This is a genomic window from Candidatus Acidulodesulfobacterium ferriphilum (genome assembly GCA_004195035.1).
In the GTDB taxonomy this organism is placed as follows: domain Bacteria; phylum SZUA-79; class SZUA-79; order Acidulodesulfobacterales; family Acidulodesulfobacteraceae; genus Acidulodesulfobacterium; species Acidulodesulfobacterium ferriphilum.
On the sequence record SGBD01000007.1, the window covers coordinates 37,391 to 58,084 of the forward strand.

General features: G+C 36.6%; 17 protein-coding genes. 8 read left to right on the top strand and 9 right to left on the bottom strand.

Annotation, left to right across the window (positions count from 1 at the left end; translation table 11 throughout):
- Positions 1-16: 16 nt before the first annotated feature.
- Complete coding sequence (gene greA / locus EVJ47_09100) at positions 17-475, top strand: transcription elongation factor GreA (GenBank protein RZD13836.1); 459 nt, start codon at positions 17-19, stop codon at positions 473-475.
- A gap of 183 nt (positions 476-658) precedes the next feature.
- A complete protein-coding gene (locus EVJ47_09105) occupies positions 659-889 on the top strand; it encodes a NifU family protein (GenBank protein ID RZD13820.1) in 231 nt (76 codons plus the stop codon).
- A 63-nt stretch (positions 890-952) separates the two neighbouring features.
- On the opposite strand, the gene alr is transcribed toward EVJ47_09105, so the two are convergent.
- Positions 953-2,080: an alanine racemase gene (alr, locus tag EVJ47_09110; GenBank protein RZD13821.1), complete on the bottom strand. Its 1,128-nt coding sequence runs from the start codon at positions 2,078-2,080 to the stop codon at positions 953-955.
- Positions 2,081-2,214: 134 nt separating this feature from the next.
- On the opposite strand from alr, the gene EVJ47_09115 reads away from it, so the two are divergent.
- The 4 genes from EVJ47_09115 (at position 2,215) to EVJ47_09130 (ending at position 9,818) form a co-directional block, all read left to right on the top strand.
- Positions 2,215-3,618 carry a TldD/PmbA family protein gene (locus tag EVJ47_09115; protein ID RZD13822.1) on the top strand — a complete coding sequence of 468 codons (1,404 nt, stop codon included), beginning with the start codon at positions 2,215-2,217 and terminating at the stop codon, positions 3,616-3,618.
- A 33-nt stretch (positions 3,619-3,651) separates the two neighbouring features.
- Positions 3,652-5,070, top strand: coding sequence for a hypothetical protein (locus tag EVJ47_09120; protein RZD13823.1), 1,419 nt, complete (start codon positions 3,652-3,654; stop codon positions 5,068-5,070).
- 383 nt (positions 5,071-5,453) lie between these two features.
- Complete coding sequence (locus EVJ47_09125; protein RZD13824.1) at positions 5,454-7,034, top strand: ATP-binding protein; 1,581 nt, start codon at positions 5,454-5,456, stop codon at positions 7,032-7,034.
- A gap of 438 nt (positions 7,035-7,472) precedes the next feature.
- Positions 7,473-9,818, top strand: coding sequence for a plasma-membrane proton-efflux P-type ATPase (locus tag EVJ47_09130; protein RZD13825.1), 2,346 nt, complete (start codon positions 7,473-7,475; stop codon positions 9,816-9,818).
- Between the two features lie 93 nt (positions 9,819-9,911).
- Here EVJ47_09130 and EVJ47_09135 read toward each other — a convergent pair whose 3' ends face one another.
- The 4 genes from EVJ47_09135 to EVJ47_09150 form a co-directional block, all read right to left on the bottom strand.
- Positions 9,912-11,132 (bottom strand): efflux RND transporter periplasmic adaptor subunit, encoded by a 1,221-nt coding sequence (locus EVJ47_09135; protein ID RZD13826.1) that lies wholly within the window; start codon positions 11,130-11,132, stop codon positions 9,912-9,914.
- 65 nt (positions 11,133-11,197) lie between these two features.
- Complete coding sequence (locus tag EVJ47_09140; GenBank protein ID RZD13827.1) at positions 11,198-12,331, bottom strand: TolC family protein; 1,134 nt, start codon at positions 12,329-12,331, stop codon at positions 11,198-11,200.
- Positions 12,332-12,871: 540 nt separating this feature from the next.
- A complete protein-coding gene (locus tag EVJ47_09145) occupies positions 12,872-13,390 on the bottom strand; it encodes an ATPase (GenBank protein RZD13828.1) in 519 nt (172 codons plus the stop codon).
- Positions 13,391-13,526: 136 nt separating this feature from the next.
- Complete coding sequence (locus tag EVJ47_09150) at positions 13,527-14,150, bottom strand: phosphoribosyltransferase (GenBank protein ID RZD13829.1); 624 nt, start codon at positions 14,148-14,150, stop codon at positions 13,527-13,529.
- A gap of 193 nt (positions 14,151-14,343) precedes the next feature.
- Between EVJ47_09150 and EVJ47_09155 the strand changes: the two genes are divergently transcribed.
- Positions 14,344-15,714 carry a hypothetical protein gene (locus EVJ47_09155; protein RZD13830.1) on the top strand — a complete coding sequence of 457 codons (1,371 nt, stop codon included), beginning with the start codon at positions 14,344-14,346 and terminating at the stop codon, positions 15,712-15,714.
- A 122-nt stretch (positions 15,715-15,836) separates the two neighbouring features.
- Here EVJ47_09155 and EVJ47_09160 read toward each other — a convergent pair whose 3' ends face one another.
- Positions 15,837-17,546 (bottom strand): AarF/ABC1/UbiB kinase family protein, encoded by a 1,710-nt coding sequence (locus tag EVJ47_09160; protein RZD13831.1) that lies wholly within the window; start codon positions 17,544-17,546, stop codon positions 15,837-15,839.
- A 217-nt stretch (positions 17,547-17,763) separates the two neighbouring features.
- The gene (locus EVJ47_09165) at positions 17,764-17,967 is read right to left on the bottom strand and encodes a hypothetical protein (GenBank protein ID RZD13832.1); all 204 of its coding nucleotides are present in this window, start codon (positions 17,965-17,967) and stop codon (positions 17,764-17,766) included.
- Positions 17,968-18,231: 264 nt separating this feature from the next.
- Between EVJ47_09165 and EVJ47_09170 the strand changes: the two genes are divergently transcribed.
- Positions 18,232-19,062, top strand: a complete 831-nt coding sequence (locus tag EVJ47_09170) for a hypothetical protein (protein ID RZD13833.1) — start codon at positions 18,232-18,234, stop codon at positions 19,060-19,062.
- Between the two features lie 443 nt (positions 19,063-19,505).
- Here EVJ47_09170 and EVJ47_09175 read toward each other — a convergent pair whose 3' ends face one another.
- Positions 19,506-19,724: an addiction module toxin, HicA family gene (locus EVJ47_09175; GenBank protein RZD13837.1), complete on the bottom strand. Its 219-nt coding sequence runs from the start codon at positions 19,722-19,724 to the stop codon at positions 19,506-19,508.
- Between the two features lie 8 nt (positions 19,725-19,732).
- Positions 19,733-19,957, bottom strand: a complete 225-nt coding sequence (locus tag EVJ47_09180; GenBank protein RZD13834.1) for a type II toxin-antitoxin system HicB family antitoxin — start codon at positions 19,955-19,957, stop codon at positions 19,733-19,735.
- Positions 19,958-20,694 lie beyond the last annotated feature (737 nt).

The following is a 20,694-nucleotide window of genomic DNA, read 5'->3' on the forward strand; positions in this document are numbered from 1 at the left end:
AGAAAAATCTTTTCCTATTACAAAAGAAGGTTACGGCAATATGGTTAAGGAATTAAAAAGGTTAAAATCCGTCGAAAGACCTGCAAACATCAAGGCAATCGAAGAGGCAAGGGCTCACGGGGATTTATCCGAGAATGCAGAGTATCATGCCGCAAAAGAAAGGCAGAGTTTTCTGGAGGGTAAGATTATGGAGCTTGAGGATAAGATAGCAGGGGCTCAGGTGATAGATATATCCAGAATTTGCGAAGAAAAGGTCGTGTTCGGCGCATTTGTAAAACTGTTGGATTTAAATGCGGAGTGCGAGGTGGAGTACCAGATAGTCGGGGATCTCGAATCAAATATAAAAGAATGTAAAATTTCCATAAGTTCCCCTATCGCTAAAGCATTAATAGGCAGATGCGTAGGAGATGAGGTAACCATAAATGTTCCCAAGGGTGTTAAAGAGTTTGAAATCCTTGACATTAAATATATTTGATGATAGTATTATTATAGATAGGATGAGATGAAACGGGCAAATTTTCATATATATATATGATATGTAAAATCCGTTAAGTTTCGGGCATTAATTTAAGATATTAGCCGTCCTGCAAGCAAACTGTTCAGTCGGTAATATAGGTAAGAGCGGCTAAATAAGACTAAATAAAAGGAGGATTTAATAATGGCTTTAGATAGAGTTCAGGTGACAAAGGTTTTAGATGAAATCAGACCGTCTTTGCAATTTGACGGAGGTGATGTGGAGTTGGTGAACATTTTAGATGACGGAACCGTTAATGTTAGACTTAAAGGCGCCTGCGCCGGTTGCATGGGTTCTATAATGACGCTCAAGGGCGGCATCGAACGCCTGCTGAAGGAACGCGTGCCGGGCGTGAAAGAGGTCAATGCGGTTTAAGTTAAAGTTCTGCCGATATTTTTTGGCAATTAAGCCCGCTTTCCAGCGGGCTTTTTTTATGCCCTAATAAATATAAGCTTTTTGATTTGATTTTCCCAAGTTAAGGCATATTTCATAGGGGATGGTTCGGGCTTTTAAGGCGATTTCTTCCAGTCCAATCCGTTTTGTAAGACTTTCTCCCGCAATTATCACTTCATCGTCCATATTTACCCCCTTTATTTTTGTAATGTCAACTATTGTCATATTCATAGTTACTATTCCCACAATATTCGAGAAATTATCCCTGATCAAAAATCTGCCGCTATTCGATAACAGCCTTGGGATACCGTTATCGTAACCTGCCGGTATAATAGCGGTTATCATATCGTAAGGCGCCTTAAATGTATTGTTATAAGATATAAACGCCCCCCTTTTTATTTTTTTTATCTGAATGATAGACGATTTTAAAGTCATAAGCGGCTTAAGATTTAAACCCGGGTAATTATCCTGATTTGGATTTATGCCGTAAAGCGATATTCCCGGCCTTATTGCATTAGAAAAATCCTGTTCTATTTTATTATTCGTAAGTGAAGAACTTGCGCTTATATGGGTAAACTCCGGCGTAATACCCCCGGCTTTAAATTTCGACAATATCTTTTTATAGTTTTTAAGTTGAAAATTAGTATATTCTAAGTCATTTCCGGCAGATGATAAATGACTGAAAATTCCTTCGATATTTAATAAATTTTTATTTTTTTTTATAATTTCTATTGCCTTTTTTATTTCGGCATCGTTTAATCCTAATCTGTTCATTCCCGAATCATATTTTATATGCAGGTTCAAAGGCCGCGGCGGCTTAATGTCCCGTGCTTTATTTAAAAGAAATTTAATGTAATCCAAACTAAAAGCGGCAATACTTAAATTCATATTTAGAGCTTCCTTTATGTCGTTTTCGGAGATGCCTATTAGCATTAAAAGTTTTGCCCCGGGATGATTTTTGTGAAGGGAGATTGCCTCATCCATTTTAACGATTCCAAAAAAGTTCACGCCGTTATTTATGAGTGTGTTAGCTACAGGGATGATTCCATGCCCGTAAGCGTCGGATTTTAAAATAGCGATTATAGTTTTATTTTTAGCTAATTTAAGGGATTTTATTTGATTGATATTATTTTCTAAGTTTTTTAGATTTATAAATAGCGTGGTATCGTTCATCGAAAATTAAGATTTTAATTTTAGTTTTAATGGCAATGTATAAATTATATAAAAATCTTTATAAATAAACAATCTTATGTTAAAATTTATGGAGTTATAAATAAAAAATAATAAGTGTAATCATTGAGGGCAAAATGGATATTACAAATTTGAATTTTAGTAAAATTTTTGCAAACGCATCGAATAATGAAGATGATTTTGTCGATATATTTATAGAATCCAAAGCCTCCACTTTGTTATCTAACGAAGGGAAAAGACTCGAAAAAGCAATCAGCGGGATAACCTATGGAGCCGGTCTCAGGCTTATTTCAAATAAAAAAACATATTACGCTTATACGAATAATCTGGATGAAAAAAATCTGATGCAAATCGGGAAAAGTTTAAAAGAGGCGGCGTACAACGACCGAAGCGATACCTGTAAGATTGCGCCTCTTAACTTTAACGAGAAGAAGCCAAAAACCGACTTTAAAATCCTAAAGGATGTGGCAGAGACCCCAACCTTTGAAAAACTAAAAAAGATAGAACCCGTCGTAAAATTTGCATGGGGTTTCGATAAAAGGGTCGTTCAGATAAATATCACCTATTCCGACTATAAACAGGATGTTATAATTGTAAATTCAATGGGGGACTTCGTGAAAGATGTCAGGGAAAATTTGGCATTTTTAGCGCATGTTGTCGTGTCTAACGGCAAAAAGACGGAGGTTGGATACGAAGTGGCGGGAGGTTTTACCGGCTTTGAATTTTTTGATAATGCTGCCCCGGAAGATATCGCTAAGGAGGCTTTGAACAGGGCAATAACCCAGCTTGACGCTCCCTTTGCACCTTCGGGAACTATGCCCGTGGTATTATCGAGCGAGGCCGGCGGAACAATGATACATGAGGCTATAGGTCATGGGTTGGAAGCCGATATTGCGGGAAACGGCTTGAGCGTTTATTCGGACAAAATTGGAGAACAGGTAGCGTCAAAGTTAATAACGGTTATAGACGACTCTTCCTTAGCAGGAAAACGAGGATTTTATAGATTTGACGATGAGGGAACATTCTCGAATAAAAATGTGCTTGTGGAGGACGGGATGTTAAAAAAATATATGTCCGACAGGTTATCCAATATTAAATATGGATATGAACTCACGGGAAACGGCAGAAGGCAGTCGTATGAACACCACCCTATAGTCAGAATGTCCAATACGATGATAGCGCCGGGGGATTCCAAACCTGGGGATATTATAAAAAGCGTTGACAGCGGTCTTTTTGTAAAAAAAATGGGCGGAGGACAGGTAAATACCGTTACGGGCGATTTCGTATTTGATGTTATGGAGGGTTATATCATAAAAAACGGGGCTATAGGTGAAGCCGTCAGCGGGGCAACCCTTATGGGAAACGGGCCTGAAGTCTTAAAAAATATCGACATGGTAGGGAATGATTTAGGTTTCGGCATTGGGACATGCGGTAAAGACGGACAGGGCGTTCCTGTATCCGACGCCCAGCCTACGCTGAGAATTCCGTCGATTGTAGTCGGCGGAAAAAGCAACGGATGATTATTAGATTTTATTTAATGGGGATTTCTATGAATGGAAAGAATAAAGGATTGGAAGTCGTATCAAAAAATACTTAACAGGCAAAAAAGAAAAAAAAATAATTTCGCATCTTTAATAAAATTAATCGGATTTTTAATTTTCGTTATTTTGTTGGTTTACGGTTCGGTTAGAATTTTTTACTTCGGCAAATCTTATCTTCTAATCCGCAATAAACAGTTTCGGGGAACCGGAATAAGACCTATTAATTTTATTAAAGATAAAGCAGAGGCAGTAAAATCCGCTACTCTGGATTTTAATCCTTTTTTAGACGCAGGGTTTTCCGTTAAAGCCTTAAAAGCATATTTTAGGCATAATCCTCCTGTCTTTAATAAAATTAAGAACGGCCGCTATATTCAAAAAATAGCCGGTTATACTATTGTTTACACAATAAAACCCGTAATTCAAAAAGAAGCGGAAAAGACTTTTAAGGAATATGCCGTTCCGTTCGGGGTTATGGCGGCCGTAAACCCCGATACCGGCGCGGTTTTAGGTTTAGCTTCTTATTCGCATAATAAAGAAAGGAAGGGCGAGATTTCAGGCCTTATTCCTTACCCTTCGGGTTCGCTGGTCAAAATAATAACGGCATCGGCTGCCATAGAATCAAAGGGCTTTTACCCCGGGTTTAATATCTGCTATAACGGCGGACTTTACGGAACTAATGAAGCCGACTGGAAACAAAATATAAGCACGGGATTAAACAGGATATCTTTTAGTCTGGCATTTGCAAAATCTTGTGATGTGGCATTCGGCAAGGTTGCAGGATTTTATGTCGGAAGAAGACTGCTGACGAAGTATTTTAATAAATTTTATTTCAATAAAAACATACCCTTTATTTTAAATCTTCAAGAAAGCAGAGCGGATGTCCCAAATCAATTTTATCAATTAGAACTTACCGGCGCCGGCTTTGAAAATGTGAAAATTACCCCTCTTCAGGCTGCTTTAATTTCTGCCGTTATAATAAACGGAGGCAAGCTGATAGAACCTTATATTATCGAAAAAATTATCAGTCCGGACGGGCATGTTATATATATTCATAAGGGAATTAAAGAGCTGGACAATCCTGTAACGGTAAAAACCGCGTTGATTTTGAAACAGATGATGATTAAAACCATTACGAGCGGCATAGGCCGTCCGGATTTTTATAATGCTTACAATCAATATGTGCTTCCCGGTATTATTGCGGGAGGCAAAACGGGAACTATTTCGGGCAATAATCCTGAAGGGTTATACCAGTGGTTTGCCGGATTTGGCGAGGGTAACGGTAAAAAAATTGCCATATCGGCTCTTGTTATAGAAAACCCCGTGTGGAGAATCACAGGAGGAGGGGTTGCTGAAAAAACCCTTTTTGCATACTTTTTTAAACATAATAATTTAAAAATCGCATCACCTGCAAGAAAATTAAAGGCAGGCTAAGTTGTTTTCGTCAAATAAGATAATGCGCCCAAATCCCGATTTGGGATGTTATAATCTGGATTACCGCTTCGCTCTCGTGTCTGACGACACTCGTGAAGTTTATCCTCGACTTTCCTGCCTACGCAGGAATGACACCCGTTATGTGAATATTTAAATTATATTTTAGTCATTCCTGCGTAGGCAGGAATCCAGTATTGCTCCGCTTTGGAATACCTAAGGCAGTTTCTAAATCGGGATTTGGGATGCGCATTTATCCCTTAGATTTAATTTCATTAAATCGTAATAAAAGTTTAACCTCTTTTTAACATTTCCTTCATAATATCTTCACAATAGGCTGATATAATATTTATTTAAAAATACAACTATTTATCAGGTATTGTTTTATGATTACCCGTCTAAAAAGCGCCACATTTATAGGTATTAACGCTATTCCGGTAGATGTTGAAATATTTATAACGACAGGCATTCCCGGTGTTATGATTGTGGGTCTTCCCGACACTTCTACCAAAGAGGCAAAAGACAGGGTCAGGGCGGCAATTAAAAACTCCGGTTTTGATTATCCCATTAAAAAGATAACCATAAATTTGGCGCCAGCCGATATACGGAAGGCAGGCTCAACCTTTGACTTGCCGTTTGCTATAGGTATTTTAATTTCAGCCAGGCTGCTTAAATGCAAAATTAATCTTGACGACTATATTATTGCGGGAGAATTATCCTTAAACGGAAGATTAAATAAGGTTAACGGTGTAATAGCCCTGGGAATATTAGCTAAGAAATTAAATAAAGCTATCATAATACCTGATGAAAATAAAGAAACTGCGGAATTTCTGGGGGTTAATTTTAAGTCCTTCGGCACATTAAAGGATGTTTGCAAATTCATAAGCGGCGAAGAAGGTCAATTAATTCAAGCGGCTTTTAAGGAAAACTATTTGCCGGATTATGAATATTTTAACTTTTATGCAAAACAAATGGAATTAAGGGAAAATAAAAATAATGATTACCCCGATTTTTTGGATATAAAAGGACATGAATTTGCCAAAAGAGCGCTTGAAGTAGCGGTTTCAGGACATCATAATATTCTTATGATAGGGCCTCCCGGCAGCGGAAAAACGATGATAGCTAAAAGCGCAATGGGAATATTGCCGGATATATCGCTGGAGGAATCTATCGAGACATCGAACATTTGCAGTTTTTCAAACAAAAAGTTTCAAGAAGAAGGCATCCTTATTTCAAAAAGGCCTTTTATTTCGGTTCATCATGCTATAACAACGGCAGGATTAATCGGGGGAGGGAGCGCTAATCCGGTACCAGGGGATATCAGTCTTGCCCACAACGGAGTTTTATTTATAGACGAGTTTTCCGAGTTAAGTAAAAAAACATTGGACTCCCTCAGGCAGCCGATGGAGGATAAAGCGGTTAATCTGTCGAGAAGCCGCTTTTCGATCCTTTTTCCATGCGATTTTATGCTTATTGCCGCAATGAATCCATGTCCCTGCGGTTATTACGGCGATGAAAATCATGAATGCAGGTGTTCAAGCGCCGAAATTTACAGGTTTTACAATAAATTGTCGGGACCAATACTCGATAGATTCGATATATTTATCGAGGTATATTCCGTTAATTTAGAAAAACTTATGGACAACAAATCAGGCGAAAGTTCTAAAGAAATAAAAGAAAGGATTGAGCGAACCGGAAAATTTCAAGGCAAAAGATATGTGGGAACGGATATCAGGTTTAATTCTTCGTTAAATGGTTCCTGTATTAAGAAATATATTAATATATCGGATTCAACCTTAAGTTTTTATTACAATATCTGCCAAAAATTAAACATATCGTCGAGAGCTTATCATAGAACCCTGAAAGTCGCAAGGACTATCGCTGATATCGAGGGAAAAGATAAATTAGACGAAGATTCCATTCTTGAGGCGTTAAATTACAGAAATACTAAATTTCTCAAGGCTTAGGCATTCTTTATTACACTACCTTATTTTTATAAACCTAATCCTGCAATAGAAGTTTATTTTCTGGATTCCCGCTTTCGCGGGAATGACACCTTTTGGGTTAAAACCTCAATCCCCGAATAGTCATTCCCGCGAAAGCGGGAATCCAGTATTTACATATAAAAGAAACATTTAAATATTTTCTATTGCAGGATTAAGGTATAAACCCTCCCTATGAATCGGACATAAAAATATTGCCCAGTAATTAAGAGGTTAAATTCGTTCGGAATATTTTTTCATCTTTAAAGATTTATGCAGAATAAAACATTTTTTTAAAAAAGTATTGCAATAATTTAAAAATTATGATTAAAGTCAAAAAGGCGGCAATATTATATTTGATAATATTTATCATTCGCCACAATTTATTTAATAGTAAAACATACTTTAAAGGAGGTTTAATTTATGTCAACAAGCCAGAATTCTTCTAAGGGATTAAGCAATGAAGAAGCAAAAAGGCTTTTGGAACAGTACGGCCCAAATGAGATCACCGAAGAGCATCTCAATCCCTTTTTGCTTTTTTTAAAAAAATTTTGGGGGCCTATTGCATGGATGCTTGAGGCCGCACTTTTGTTGGAATGGGCTTTCGGAAAAACTCTTAATGCCGTGATTATTGCATTTTTACTCACATTTAACGCAGTCCTGGGCTTTTTTCATGAGCAAAAAGCTCATGGCGCCGTAGAGCTTTTAAAAAAGAAACTGCAGGTTATGGCAAGGGTTTTACGAGACGGCAGCTGGGTTATGATGCCCGCAAGGGAGCTGGTGCCGGGAGATTATGTCCGTCTGAGGATGGGAGATTTTGCTCCTGCCGATATGGAAATAGAAGAGGGTCATGTCGATGTTGACCAATCTGCTTTAACGGGGGAATCCTTACCCGTAGAAAAGAGTGTAAAGGATACCATATATTCCGGTTCTATAATCAGGAGAGGGGAAGTGAGCGGCACGGTTACGGCAACGGGCGCCAAAAGTTATTTCGGGAAAACAACCGAACTTGTAAAATTAGCCAAAGTGCCGTCTCAGGCAGAAATGTTAATTATGTCCATAATTAAATATCTTCTTGTCATGGATGGCGTGCTTGTGGTAGCTATACTTGCGTATGCGGCTATAACCGGAATACCGATGGAAGATATGCTGCCTTTTGCGCTGATATTACTTATTGCCTCCGTTCCGGTTGCTCTTCCGCCGACATTTACTCTGTCGAATGCCGTCGGATCTTTAGCGCTGTCAAAAGAAGGCGTCCTTACCACAAGGTTGAGCGCCGTTCAAGATTCTGCCGCAATGGAGATTTTATGCAGCGATAAAACCGGAACATTAACGCTTAACGAGCTTACGCTGTCCACGGTTCGGCCTCACGGTGATTTTAAGGAACAGGATTTGTTAAAAATGGCTTCGATTGCATCGGAAGAATCCACCATGGATGCTATAGATAAAGTTATCTTAGATAAAACTAAGGAATTGAATGTAAGCATTCCCAAGAAAACCAAATTTATCCCTTTTGATCCCGCCACTAAGCGTTCGGAAGCCAGATACGAAGAAAACGGAAAGAGCTATGCGGCTATAAAAGGTTCTCCGTTAATCATAAAGGAATTTGACCCGACTATAGATTGGGAAAAAGAATCGGCAGAATTTGCAAAGAGAGGCGAAAGAACTATAGCGGTACTGGGCGGGGAAGAGGGAACCACTCCAAAATTTTATGGATTACTGGCGCTATCCGATCCTGTTCGTCCCGATTCTAAAGAAGTTATAGCCAAGCTTAAAGACCTGCACGTCAATGTCAAAATGCTTACGGGCGATAACTCGGCAACGGCAATTCACATAGGCGAAAAATTAGGCATAAATGGCGAAGTTTGCGATTACAATGCCTTGAAAAAAGAAGGTAAAGTCGAATTAAAACCTGAAGTGTTGAACTGCGAAGTATATGCCGGTATTTTTCCCGAAGATAAATATAACCTTGTTCAGGCTCTGCAGAAAGGGGGGAAAGAGGTCATAGGTATGACGGGGGACGGCGTAAACGATGCTCCTGCCCTTAAACAGGCTCAGGTAGGCATTGCGGTATCGACGGCTACCGATGTGGCCAAGGCTTCGGCAAGTCTTGTTCTAACCAATCCGGGATTGTCGGGTATGCTGGGCGCGGTAGAAACGGGAAGACGCGTTTACCAGAGATTATTTTCTTACATATCGAATAAGATAGTAAAAACAATACAAATAGGCTTATTTTTAGCTCTCGGGCTATTAATATTCGGAATTAAAAACTTTGATGTCCAGGCCATGCCGCTTATAATTCTTCTGCTTATTTTCACAAACGACTTCGTAACGATGTCTTTATCGACGGATAATGTAAGATACTCAAAGAAACCCAATAAGTGGAATGTAAGGGAACTTATGGAAATTTCGGTAGCATTTTCTATCGGCTGGCTCGTATATATATTCGGCGTCTATATTTGGGGCTGGAAACTGCTTGATTTATCCAGACCGGCATTGGATTCTTTTATATTCTTAGGACTCGTCTATTCCGGTCATGCCAATATATTTTTGGTTCGCGAGAAATCGTTTTTATGGCACTCTATGCCGTCAAAACCGCTTTTAATAGCGGAATTCGGCGGGCTTCTTTTAGCTACGCTAATGGCAATATATGGATGGTTAATTGCCCCTGTTCCGCTAATAATGGTTTTATATCTGATAATTTTCACATTGATTTTTATGGTGGCGTTAGACTTTATAAAAGTGCCGCTTTTAAAAAGATACATTTAATAACATAATACCGTCGTTTTGTATATAAGGACTAAACGGCCATAACTTTTCGCCGTTTAGTCCTTATATGCCCAAAAATTTCACCCTTACGGCTTATAAAGAATTTATTTTTACGGAAGATAGAATAAGATAATGATTTATTTTTCTTAAATCACTTATATTTATCTTGCTTAAATTTTTTAATTTAAGAACGATTTCTTTCGATTTTAAGCCTTCTATGACAGGATAATAATTACCGTCCCTTGCGCCTATAAGGATACTTTTTGCTTTAAACGCGTTTTTGCTTTTATCATAAATTAGCACGACATCTTTATAACCTATATGAGCCACGGAAGAGACCGGCACGGCCAAGCGTTCGGTAAAAGGCATTTTTATATATGCGTTTCCGTAAGAATTAATTTTTAAGGCATGTTTTGTATTTGCTACGGATATTCTTACTTTAATAAATTTTCCTTTTTTATAGGTATATGGATAAACATATGAAATTATGCCGTGAAAAGTTCTTTTTTTATAATATGCAAATCTTAAAGAGACCCGCTTTCCTATATTGATAAATTTTAAATCGTGAACATTTATAAATATTTTCATCCAGAGTTTCGATATATTAGCCAGCTCGTAAAGTCTTTTGCTCGGCTTAATGTAACCGCCTTGAGTAATGAATTTTCTGACCACTATTCCATTTATAGGGGAATATACGGGTATTTGTTTAATAATTTTTTTATCTTTTTTTATTCTTTCAAGCTGGTTTTTATTTATCCCCCAGAATAAAAGTTTTTTTTCGGCGGATACATAAATTGTTTGGGCTTGCGATTTAAATGAGGTATTTTTAAGTCTTTGATAGTTTTTATATGCAAGGTTATAGTCATTTTCCGCATCTATTAAGGACGGGCTGTATAACGAAAATAAAGGCATTCCTTTGCGAACTTTAATTCCGGTTTTATCGGCGTATATCTTAGAAATATAACCGCCGAATTTCAACGAAATAGTTCTCGCTAACGGAGTGGCAAATGTAGTCCTGCCCCTTGCCCTGATTCTTGGAGATACTTTTATGGTTTTTACTATTCGGAAATAGGGTTTTATTTTTTTTATATGGCTAAGCCTTAATAGGCGCACCTTTTTACTGACGCCTATCCTGATGTTATAATTACTGAGATTATATAATTCCTTATTGTAGTAAAAATTTACCGGCAGGATAAAAAACCTGTATATGATTAAAAATATTCCTGCCAGTATAAATAAAATAACCGGAATAAAAAATTTATTGTTCGGAACGGTCTTTTTAATATTATCGAAGAATTTCTTCATTTTAAACATATCTGTATCAACGCCTTTTTATAAATTATTTTTTTTATTATTTTCCGTTTTTCGTAATTTTATTGTTAACGATTTATTTCCCCTAAGGATGCCGATAAATCGCTTCTGTTTATTAAGAAATTAACCTCGTAGCTATTGGATAAGAGTTCCGCTTTTACCATTTTTTTGAATGAATTAAGAAGTTCAAAAGCGGAAGTTTTTCCGAATATATACCTGCTTATATATAATTTTAAAAGGAGCGAGGATTCGGGAAGATAAATCTTTTTTTCGGTTTCGTAAAGCTTGTAATATTTTTTAATTTTTGCTATGTATGCCATAATATCTCTTGCAACTCCGCTGTATTCCCAGCTTCTCGCGAACATTGACGAAATCATATTCTTTTTAGCCTTATTCATTTCGGGAAACTGCCTTTGATTAAAGTATAGCGGGATTTCAAGCCCTATCGAACCTCCTAAAGCGGGCTGTATGTCGTATCTATAACCATATTTCACATGAAAAATAATATTTGGATACAGCCCCTGGCCGGCTAATTTTTTTTCATATTTTGACCTTTTATATAAAAAATTAGCGGCTTTGAGTGAAGGGTTATTTTTGAGAGCTGTCCTGATAATATTTCTAAATTTTTTAGCTTTTAATTTTGTTACACGCGGCAGCACAGCGTTTCCTTTAAGTTTATTTAGCTTGATTCCCGAAAGTCTCGAGAGCGCGTATAAATATTGTAACCTGTCTTTTTTCAGGATGGTTAATTGGTTTTTAAGGGCTATCATTTTTAGCTCGATTCTTATAACATCGGTTTCTTTGGCTTTTCCTATCGCGTAGCTGTTGTCGGTATTTTTTTCTAACAGCTTTAACAGCGAATAATCGCTTTTTATTATAGAAATATCGTTTTCTAATTGCGCAAGCCGGTAGTAATAGTTTTTAACGCCCGCAACCGTCGAAACCCTTGCAGATTCCGTAATTTCCTTATTGTATCCATAATAAATTTTCGCGATTTTACTTTTTAAAAATAGTTTAGTCGGAAACGGTATAAGCTGGGTAAAAGTAAATCTTACCTTGCTTCCCTGATATTCATGGTTTCCTATCATAAAATTATTAAAACCGTCGGAGTCGTTATAGCCGAAAGCGATTCTGGGGTTTGGCAGGCTTTTGTCTATTGTAATATTTTCTTTTAAGGCATCGGCTTTCGTCATTAAAGACATCAGATTATAATTCCCTAAGGAACTTTTGATTAACCGTTTCAAGGATAAAATCTTTTTAGGGTTTTTATTATTTATTGCAGCGGTATTAAAGGGCTGTTTTAATCCTAAATTAACAGGTTTTTTATCGTTAATTGCTAAAAAATGAAGTTTTTTTTTAAGTTTTTAAAAGCAAAAGAGGGATTTGGATAAGCCAGAAATATTACCGTTAAGAGAGCGGGTATTAGAATCGGAAAAATAACTTTAATCGCCGTTCCTTTTTTATTCATGGCAAGAAAGATTAAAACTAAAGGTATAATTAATTTTGCTATAAATTGAATTTAATAAATTAAGAAACAAAGAAGATTAACGAGCCTGTCGGCGGATTCAACTTAAGGATAAGGTATTCTTTATCAGATATCTATATCATATCAAAAATGAAAATAAAAATCAACCCGCCAAATCCCGATTTAGAAAATAAATTTCTAAATCGGGATTTGGGCTTTATATGTAGAAATAAGCCTTTATCCGCCATTAGTTTAAGCGAAAACACGGCGTCAAGCATCACCTTTTCCAATAAACCCTTGTCAATCTGTCTTCTTTTGAAAAATGATATTCAACATTGCCTTTGTAAGCTTTTTCGATATTTCTGCCGATTCTTTGCGCAAGTTTATCGTCTGTGGTGATAATTTCTATTGTTTTATTTTTTTCGTCTATATTTATATTTTCTATCTTTTCAAGAGGATCAATATAATCCGCTTTTTCAACCGTATTTTTTATAAGGCTGATAATTTCATCTTTATGCTCAAACAAAAAATTTCCTTTAAGTTCAACCACCCCCTCCATATATTTGGTCTCGATTTTCCGGCAGGCTGGACATACGGTAAAGATTACTTTTTCAGGGTTTTTCATAAGTAAATCATATAGTTTCTTATCTTCGGCCCATCTTTTGTCATGATATATACTGCGGCATTTACTGCAAACCGACATGTCTTTATATTCTATAGCGTTTAAATAAGAGTCCATTAAATCGTCTGCCTGCTGTTTTTTCACTTTGGCTTTGGTAGCATCCCATTTTTTCATAAAAAGCCTCCGAAAACTTTTTCTTCTTCAAGATTAATTTTAACATCGCATTGTAATTACAAAATAGTCGTTTAACAAGCTTTAAAGGCGTATAACAACTATATAAGCTAAGCACCGTAATAAATATAATAAACCGCTATAAGCGGCCAAGTAAATCTATTGCCTCTTCGTCGGAAACATCATACCAGTTCTCATAAACCTGCGCAACGGCACGAAAATTATACGGCGTTTCAAGTATCACCAGTTCGTCCGCTAATTCATTTATCTGCCCGGCGACATCCTTTCCCGCAACGGGGGCGGCCGCTATAATCTTTTTTGCCCCCCGTTTTCTGCATAGCATTATTGCCGCGCGCATTGTCGAACCTGCGGCAATGCCGTCATCTATCAAGATAACCGTTTTATTAATAATATCGGGTAATGGCTCCCCTTTTCTTAAAATAGAAATCCTTCTTTTAATTTCATTTTTTTGAGAAAATATTATGTCATTCATTTCTTTTTCCGAAAGATACCGCGACGATTGTTTGTTTATATATATGCTGCCGTCTTCCGCTACGGCCCCGAAACCGGCTTCGGGGTTATCGGGGAAGGGCAGTTTTCTTACGATTAAAAGCGAGAATTTTGCATTCAAATATTTTGCAACCTCAAAAGCAACTTCTATTCCGCCTTTTGGAAGGGCAAGGACGGTTATATCCTCCTTGTTTTTATATTTTTCTAAAGCAATAGCAAGCTTTTCTCCCGCTTCCCGTCTATTTTTAAACATTTAAAACACCGTAAAATTTTCAATTAACAAATTAATTTCTTTCAATTTTAAAAATTTAAATGCCCATGCCGATTTTCAAGTATCTAAAAAATAATTGCATAAATAATCCCTTTAGTTATATTATATCCTGAAACAATAGAATTCCAAATTTTTATGCCTTGCAAGCCAGTCTTAATTAAATAAAAATTTTTATATGCGGATAATCCCGATCGCAATTTACATTTTGTTTTCCTGTATTTTTATTTTTACCAGGGTCTCAAATGCCGAAAATTATTATAAACTAAGCACGGCGCAGGCACAATCCATCCCGTTAAAACAAAAAAGAATTATTGCCGCAAGTCATAATAATTCTTTTATATCCCAAATAAAACTGTTCGGAACTTTTGCCGCATCTTATACTTATAATCTTGCAAGACCTTACGCAAGCGAAGCATATCCTTTGGGCAACTACAACGGAAATTATATAGATAATTATAAGGCAAACGGCGCTACAATTAATGAATTTGATATTACCGTATCAAAAAATCCTTTTTCAAACGGCAGAAACAAATTCGGCATCGGTTTCAAAGTATCCATAGACGCCGGCGAAAATATTCAGGCTGTCGGACCTTACACAGGCAACTATTCTTATTACACGGAACCTATCTACGATAGACCGTTATACGGGTTTAGGCAAATTTATATTTCTTTTGGTATTCCAATCGGAAATGGGTTAAAAATTGATTTAGGCGAAAAAAATTATCTTATAGGTTTTGAATCTTATAATTTATCAAGGTTATGGGAAAATACATACTCATTGGTAACGGCAATAGAACCAGGGGAACTTACCGGAATATTTTTCAAGTACCCTTTTACAAGACGGTTAAAAATGGTTTTCGGGGTTGCATTAACCGATAACGCTATGGTTCCTATAAACAGATACCCGACATTCGAATATATAGCTTCGTATAAACCGTTTAAATTTTTAAAATTTCATGAAGGGGTCGTTTACGGAGCCGAAAATTTTATCATATACAACAATAACCTTTATCGGGATAATTTAGACAGGTTTTTCTATAATTTTATAGATGCTAAATATTCGTTTTACAAACACTGGACGGCGGTATTAGATTACGAAACCGGTTTAAACGGAGGAATAAATAAATCCATAGTTTACGGCAACAATATAAATGCCGGTCAATTTAATTCTTCCATAAATAATTATCCGTCTTACTTGATTTCTACCTCAGATTCTACCTTTAACAAATCGCATTTCTCTGGTCTGGTTTTTTATATCCATCATTATAGCATCTTAAACATAGGCAGGTTTTCGCAAACCGTAAGGGAAGCCGGCGTCTCGGATCCTAACGGCATGTGGGAAGCGGCAAGTACGCCCGGCATAGCTTATCGTTATTTCGATTCGACATTTACCTTAGGATATAGACCTGCCATGAAGATATTTAAAAATATTCAGTTTAGACTTGAATTTGAAAATCAAATTGCAAACCGCAGGGTTTACGGAAACGGTAACAGCACTCAAAATACCGTAAACGCTATGGTTGTTTATACTTTTAAAAATTATTGAATTTTTGCCCGGATTTTACTAAATGGATAAACTATGTCAATAAATTAAATCTGGAAAAGTTTTTCTTTCGTAGATTCGTAATCTGTGTGTCTAAAAGCATTAATTCCAAGATTGGCGGCAGGTCAGTCAATTCTCCCTGATTTCCATATCGACCATAAAAGGCCTATAACAAATATTAAAACCACGATGAATAAAATGCTAAAAAATATTCCGCCTATTGCCTTCCATACAGGCGGGTGATATATAAGCATTAAAAGACCGAGTCCTATTACCAATGAACCGGTTAAAATACTCACCGAAACCCTGTTGGCGGTTCTTTTCATTTCATTTAACGCGTCTTTTAACCCGTCGATTTCGGTTGAGGTTTTTATCCCTTCGTTATCGAATTCCCTGAATATTTTTTTTAAATTTTTTGGCAGTTCGTAAAAAACTTCGAGCATACCGTTTGATTCCTCAAAAAATCTTTTTACCTGATTTTTAAATGAATAACTGTCAAAGAAAAAGCGCTTAAAATATGGCTCAGAAAATTCCATCAGTTTAAACTCGGGGTCAAGTATCAACTCTAAACCTTCACCTATGGCGGTTGCTCTAAGCAGTGCAATCATATCATTGGGAAACTCAAGCTGATGACGGAATGCAATTGCCATCAATTCATTAAAAACATCCGCCGCTATAATATCTTTAAGGGGCTTATCATATACATTTTTAATAAAATGTTTCAGGTCTCTTTTAAGAATGGACAGATTAGCGCTTCTTTTTATAACCCCCATAGTCAAAAATTCATCTATCACGTTATCGACATTTTTTTCGGTCAAAGACAAAAAAAGTCTTAGAAGCGCCCTTTTAAGACTTTGGTCTAATGAACCGGTCATTCCGTAGTCGATAATTCCGATAGCTCCGCTATCCATTACAAATAAGTTTCCCGGGTGTGGGTCCATATGAAAAAAACCATGTTTATAAATCATCGTAAGATATATATGGGCTATTTTTTTTGCAATATCCGTTAAATCGAATCCTTTCTTTTTTAAGGCTTCGGTATCGCTTATCTTGATTCCCGATATTATTTCCATCGTCAGTATTTTTTTACTCGAATAATCCCAAAATATTTTAGGTATATGCAATGATGCATCCCCTTCAAAATTTTTTTCCATTCTTTCGGCATTCCTGCCTTCACCGGTATAATCGAGTTCGTTTTTAATAATAAAACTAAATTCGCCGACTATTGTATCCAGATCAACTTTTTTGGCAAGCTTGGAATGCTTCTTTGCAAAATCGGCAAGTTCCGAAAGAATTTCTAAATCTTCTTCTATTATTAATTCGACTCCAGGTTTTTGAATTTTAAGCGCAACTTCCGTACCGTCAAAAAGAATTGCCTTATGAACCTGCGCTATCGAGGCAACGGCTAAAGGCTTAACGTCAACATTTTTAAATATTTTATTCAGCGGTTTTCCAAATTCGTCCTCTATCAGTTTTTTAATTTTATCAAAACTAACGGAAGGAGCGCTGTCCTGAAGTTTAATAAATTGGTTTATATATTCCGGCGGCAATATATCAGGTCTCATACTTAATATTTGGCCGAGTTTTATAAATGTTGGTCCTAAATCTTCCAGCGCCATTCTAATATGTTCGGGTTTATTATAAGGTTCTTTTCTCTTCGGATGCCCTAATAAACCCCAGTGGAAAGGAATCAAGAATCCCAGATCCAGCTCAAGAATCAACCATCCTAAACCGTGGCGGGATAATATGGATAATATTTCCGCGTATCTTTTAAAATTGCGATGTTTTCTTTTATTTAAGAGCAAAGACGCCTCCGCATCTTCTTGTTTAGCCATTCAGAGTTAATTATATTATAAGCCCTGCTTACCGCAAAAGCAAGCGGACTCCCCCATCCCGCTTGCGTTGCCAAAGAGATTAAAAAGCCCGGCGTAACCTACCTTATTTTACGGCAGGAGTATATATAAAACAACCCGCCCGGCTATTTCCGCACCCTGTTTAAGTATTTTATATGAACGATTTCCGCAAGAAACTAGAGCCTTCCCACAGAAGTCATTACAGAGGCGGCGAAGCGATGTTTGCCGACTTTGATATATCCCCGTTATTCCGCCCAAGTATTCCTCTTGCAAGAACCCTTGTGTGCTTTTGCATTGCCGCTTTTTCACCTGATTCTATTTTTATTTTATGATATAATAAGTCCATCCCGTATATTATCAAAAATATTGATGATGCGGATACGGATATTTTTGAAATTATCATTGGGGGGGGGTAAACCATCGATGCTTGCGGATGTGCCGATTACAGGCGATAAACTAACAGGCTATGCAATAATTGGTTTATCGGATTTTGCTTTAATTTCTTTAAAATAACAGCCAATAAATAGAATTATGTCAAATACAATCAATTTAATTGCCGCAATAATAGGTTTAGTTGTGGCAATTATTAGTCTTTATATATCTATAATAACGAAAAAACAAGCTCCACAAAATAGTAAATTCTTTTATATCAAGGGATAATATAATAATGTCAAGGGTTATATTTTTACGCCTATTAATAGGACTATTAGGCATTGTGTTTATAGTTCTCACATTTTGGTTAGGTGCATATTTTCATTTAAACGTTTCCACAAAAATAGTAATCGTATTGGCTTTTGCATTAGCCGCTATTCTTGCGGAAATTGTAATAGCCATCGATAATCTGGAAAAAAGATTAAAGGCGGCTTTCCCGTCGTTAGAACTTCCCCTTAAGGAACAAATCGCTATTAATGAAACTATAATGCTGTATAACAGGCTTAAAAAGAAAAAATCGGATATTTCGACGCGAATAGCTCTGGAAGATTTTGAAAAAATTCATATTCTCTTAAAACAGGCGGAAAAGGGTGGAGATTTTATTTTTCACGATATTTACGCCGCTAAATTGATTGCATTGAAAGAATTAAAACCGGGACAGTCGTTTAAGGTTGTAAGCAATCTTATAGAACCGTTTTATTGGGGATACGGCAAGGATGTGACCGAACATACAAAACAAAATTACAGGCAGGCAAAAAGAGGCGTTCATATTGAACGAATATTTCTTTTAAAGGACGAGGATGATTTCTCCAAGATAAAAGAAATTATGGATGAGCAGGCAAAAAATAGTATCGATGTATTTTACGTTTTTCAAAACGAATTAGATAAAATGTTGCCGTACGCCAGTTTTGCGATATCCGAAGAATTGTCGATAGGGATAATTTCACATAGGGAAGATTTATTGGGAAAGATTACCGTTACATCTAATAACCAGATAATCACGGAACTTGCCTGGCAATTCGATATTATTAAAAAACAATCAAAGAAGTTCAACGCGGCAAAATAGCCGCCGGAAGCAAGGATAGTAATTCAGGCGGCTATTCCTTAAGCTCTTCGATTAGTTCCTGCACGGTCATAATGTTACCCCCCCCGTTATTTTTATTTCTTACCTTTCTTAACCGTGTGCTTTACCTTTATGGCAGCAAGGTTTAGTTCGAGGGTGGTCTCGCTACCGGTCGTTTCCAAGGCGCCATCGAGAATATCTCCCAGGACATCGGCCGCTTTTTCCATTTGCCTCATTTTCATACATAATTTTACATTTTAATTCATATCGTAGTCAAGAGGAAAATCTGCAGAACTGCTTATTTACTGCGGTTTTTAATGGTGCGTCCAGCAGGATTCGAACCTGCGACCCACAGCTTAGAAGGCTGTTACCTTGATTGATAAGTTAATGAAATTACTAACTTATCGGCTATATATATTTTTTATGTGCGCTAAAATGTGATTATTTTATAGCAGACTTTGAAATTCATTTGATTCTAATCCCATGTCTTTAATTATTCCTGAGAGCGTTTTCGGTTTTATAATTTTTCCAGAATGAATTGGAACGACTATCCGCCTTTTATCCGAATCGCTGTAATAAATGGCGTGGCTTCCTGATTTCCTGTCGAACTGAAAGCCTAATTTAACAGCCACCTTTATTATGTCCTTAGAAGTAATGCGAGGCAATTTGGGGCTCAAACCGCTACCCTCATAGATTTAATAGCAATGTCTTCAATTGGGATTTCTTCTTTATGCATCTTTAAACTTTCAATATAAAGCTTAATTGCATCTTTTATATTTTCTGATGCTTCATCGTAGTTGTCCCCGTATGTATGACATCCCGGAAGAGCCGGACAAAACGCATGAAATCCGCCGTCTTCTTCTCTTTCCAAAATAACCGTATAATTATATTCTTTCATGTTGTGTTTTTAAATCCTATAAATTTCTAATTTTTAAGAACAGCAATTATTCTTCATTTTTTATAATAAATTAATTTTATCCCTTGTAAAATATTATGTCAATAAAACTTTTATGTAAAACTTTTATGTAATTAACATTAGGGCTTTTAAAATCTATTCATTAATCCACTTGGTCATTAATAACGCTTCTATATCCATATCGTTTATCGGGTTTCCCTTGACAATCATAATAACAACCCCGATAATCTTAAAATCGGAGTTATCGTCTATGGAAAATGTCCGGGTATCGATCTCGAGGTATGTTTCATCGGTAACCGCCCTGTTGTTGATATCCCATTCAGGTTCAATATAAAAGCCGTTATCAAAAGGATTGTCCGCAATAAAAAACACGATATCTTTTGGATAATTCTTATCCGTTTTATTATTGCCCTTACCTTTAGCATTAAACCTGGTATAATAGCGAATTTTTTTCATTCTTCTTACAAAACTTTCCTTGCCGTTAGATATAACGACGATACTGGAATCCGCAAAATACATACTTGCCAGCAAATCATCCGGCATTAAGGTTTGCTTAAGGTATTTAATAATCAGAAAATCTCCCTCTTTAATAGTGGGTTCCATCGAGGGGTCATGCATTTTATAAGCATATATTCCATTAATTTTGCTTATTACTACGGCCATTTTGCCAGGAACGAACACAAACTGTCCTTCGGTATTTTTTTTTAATTTCAATAAGT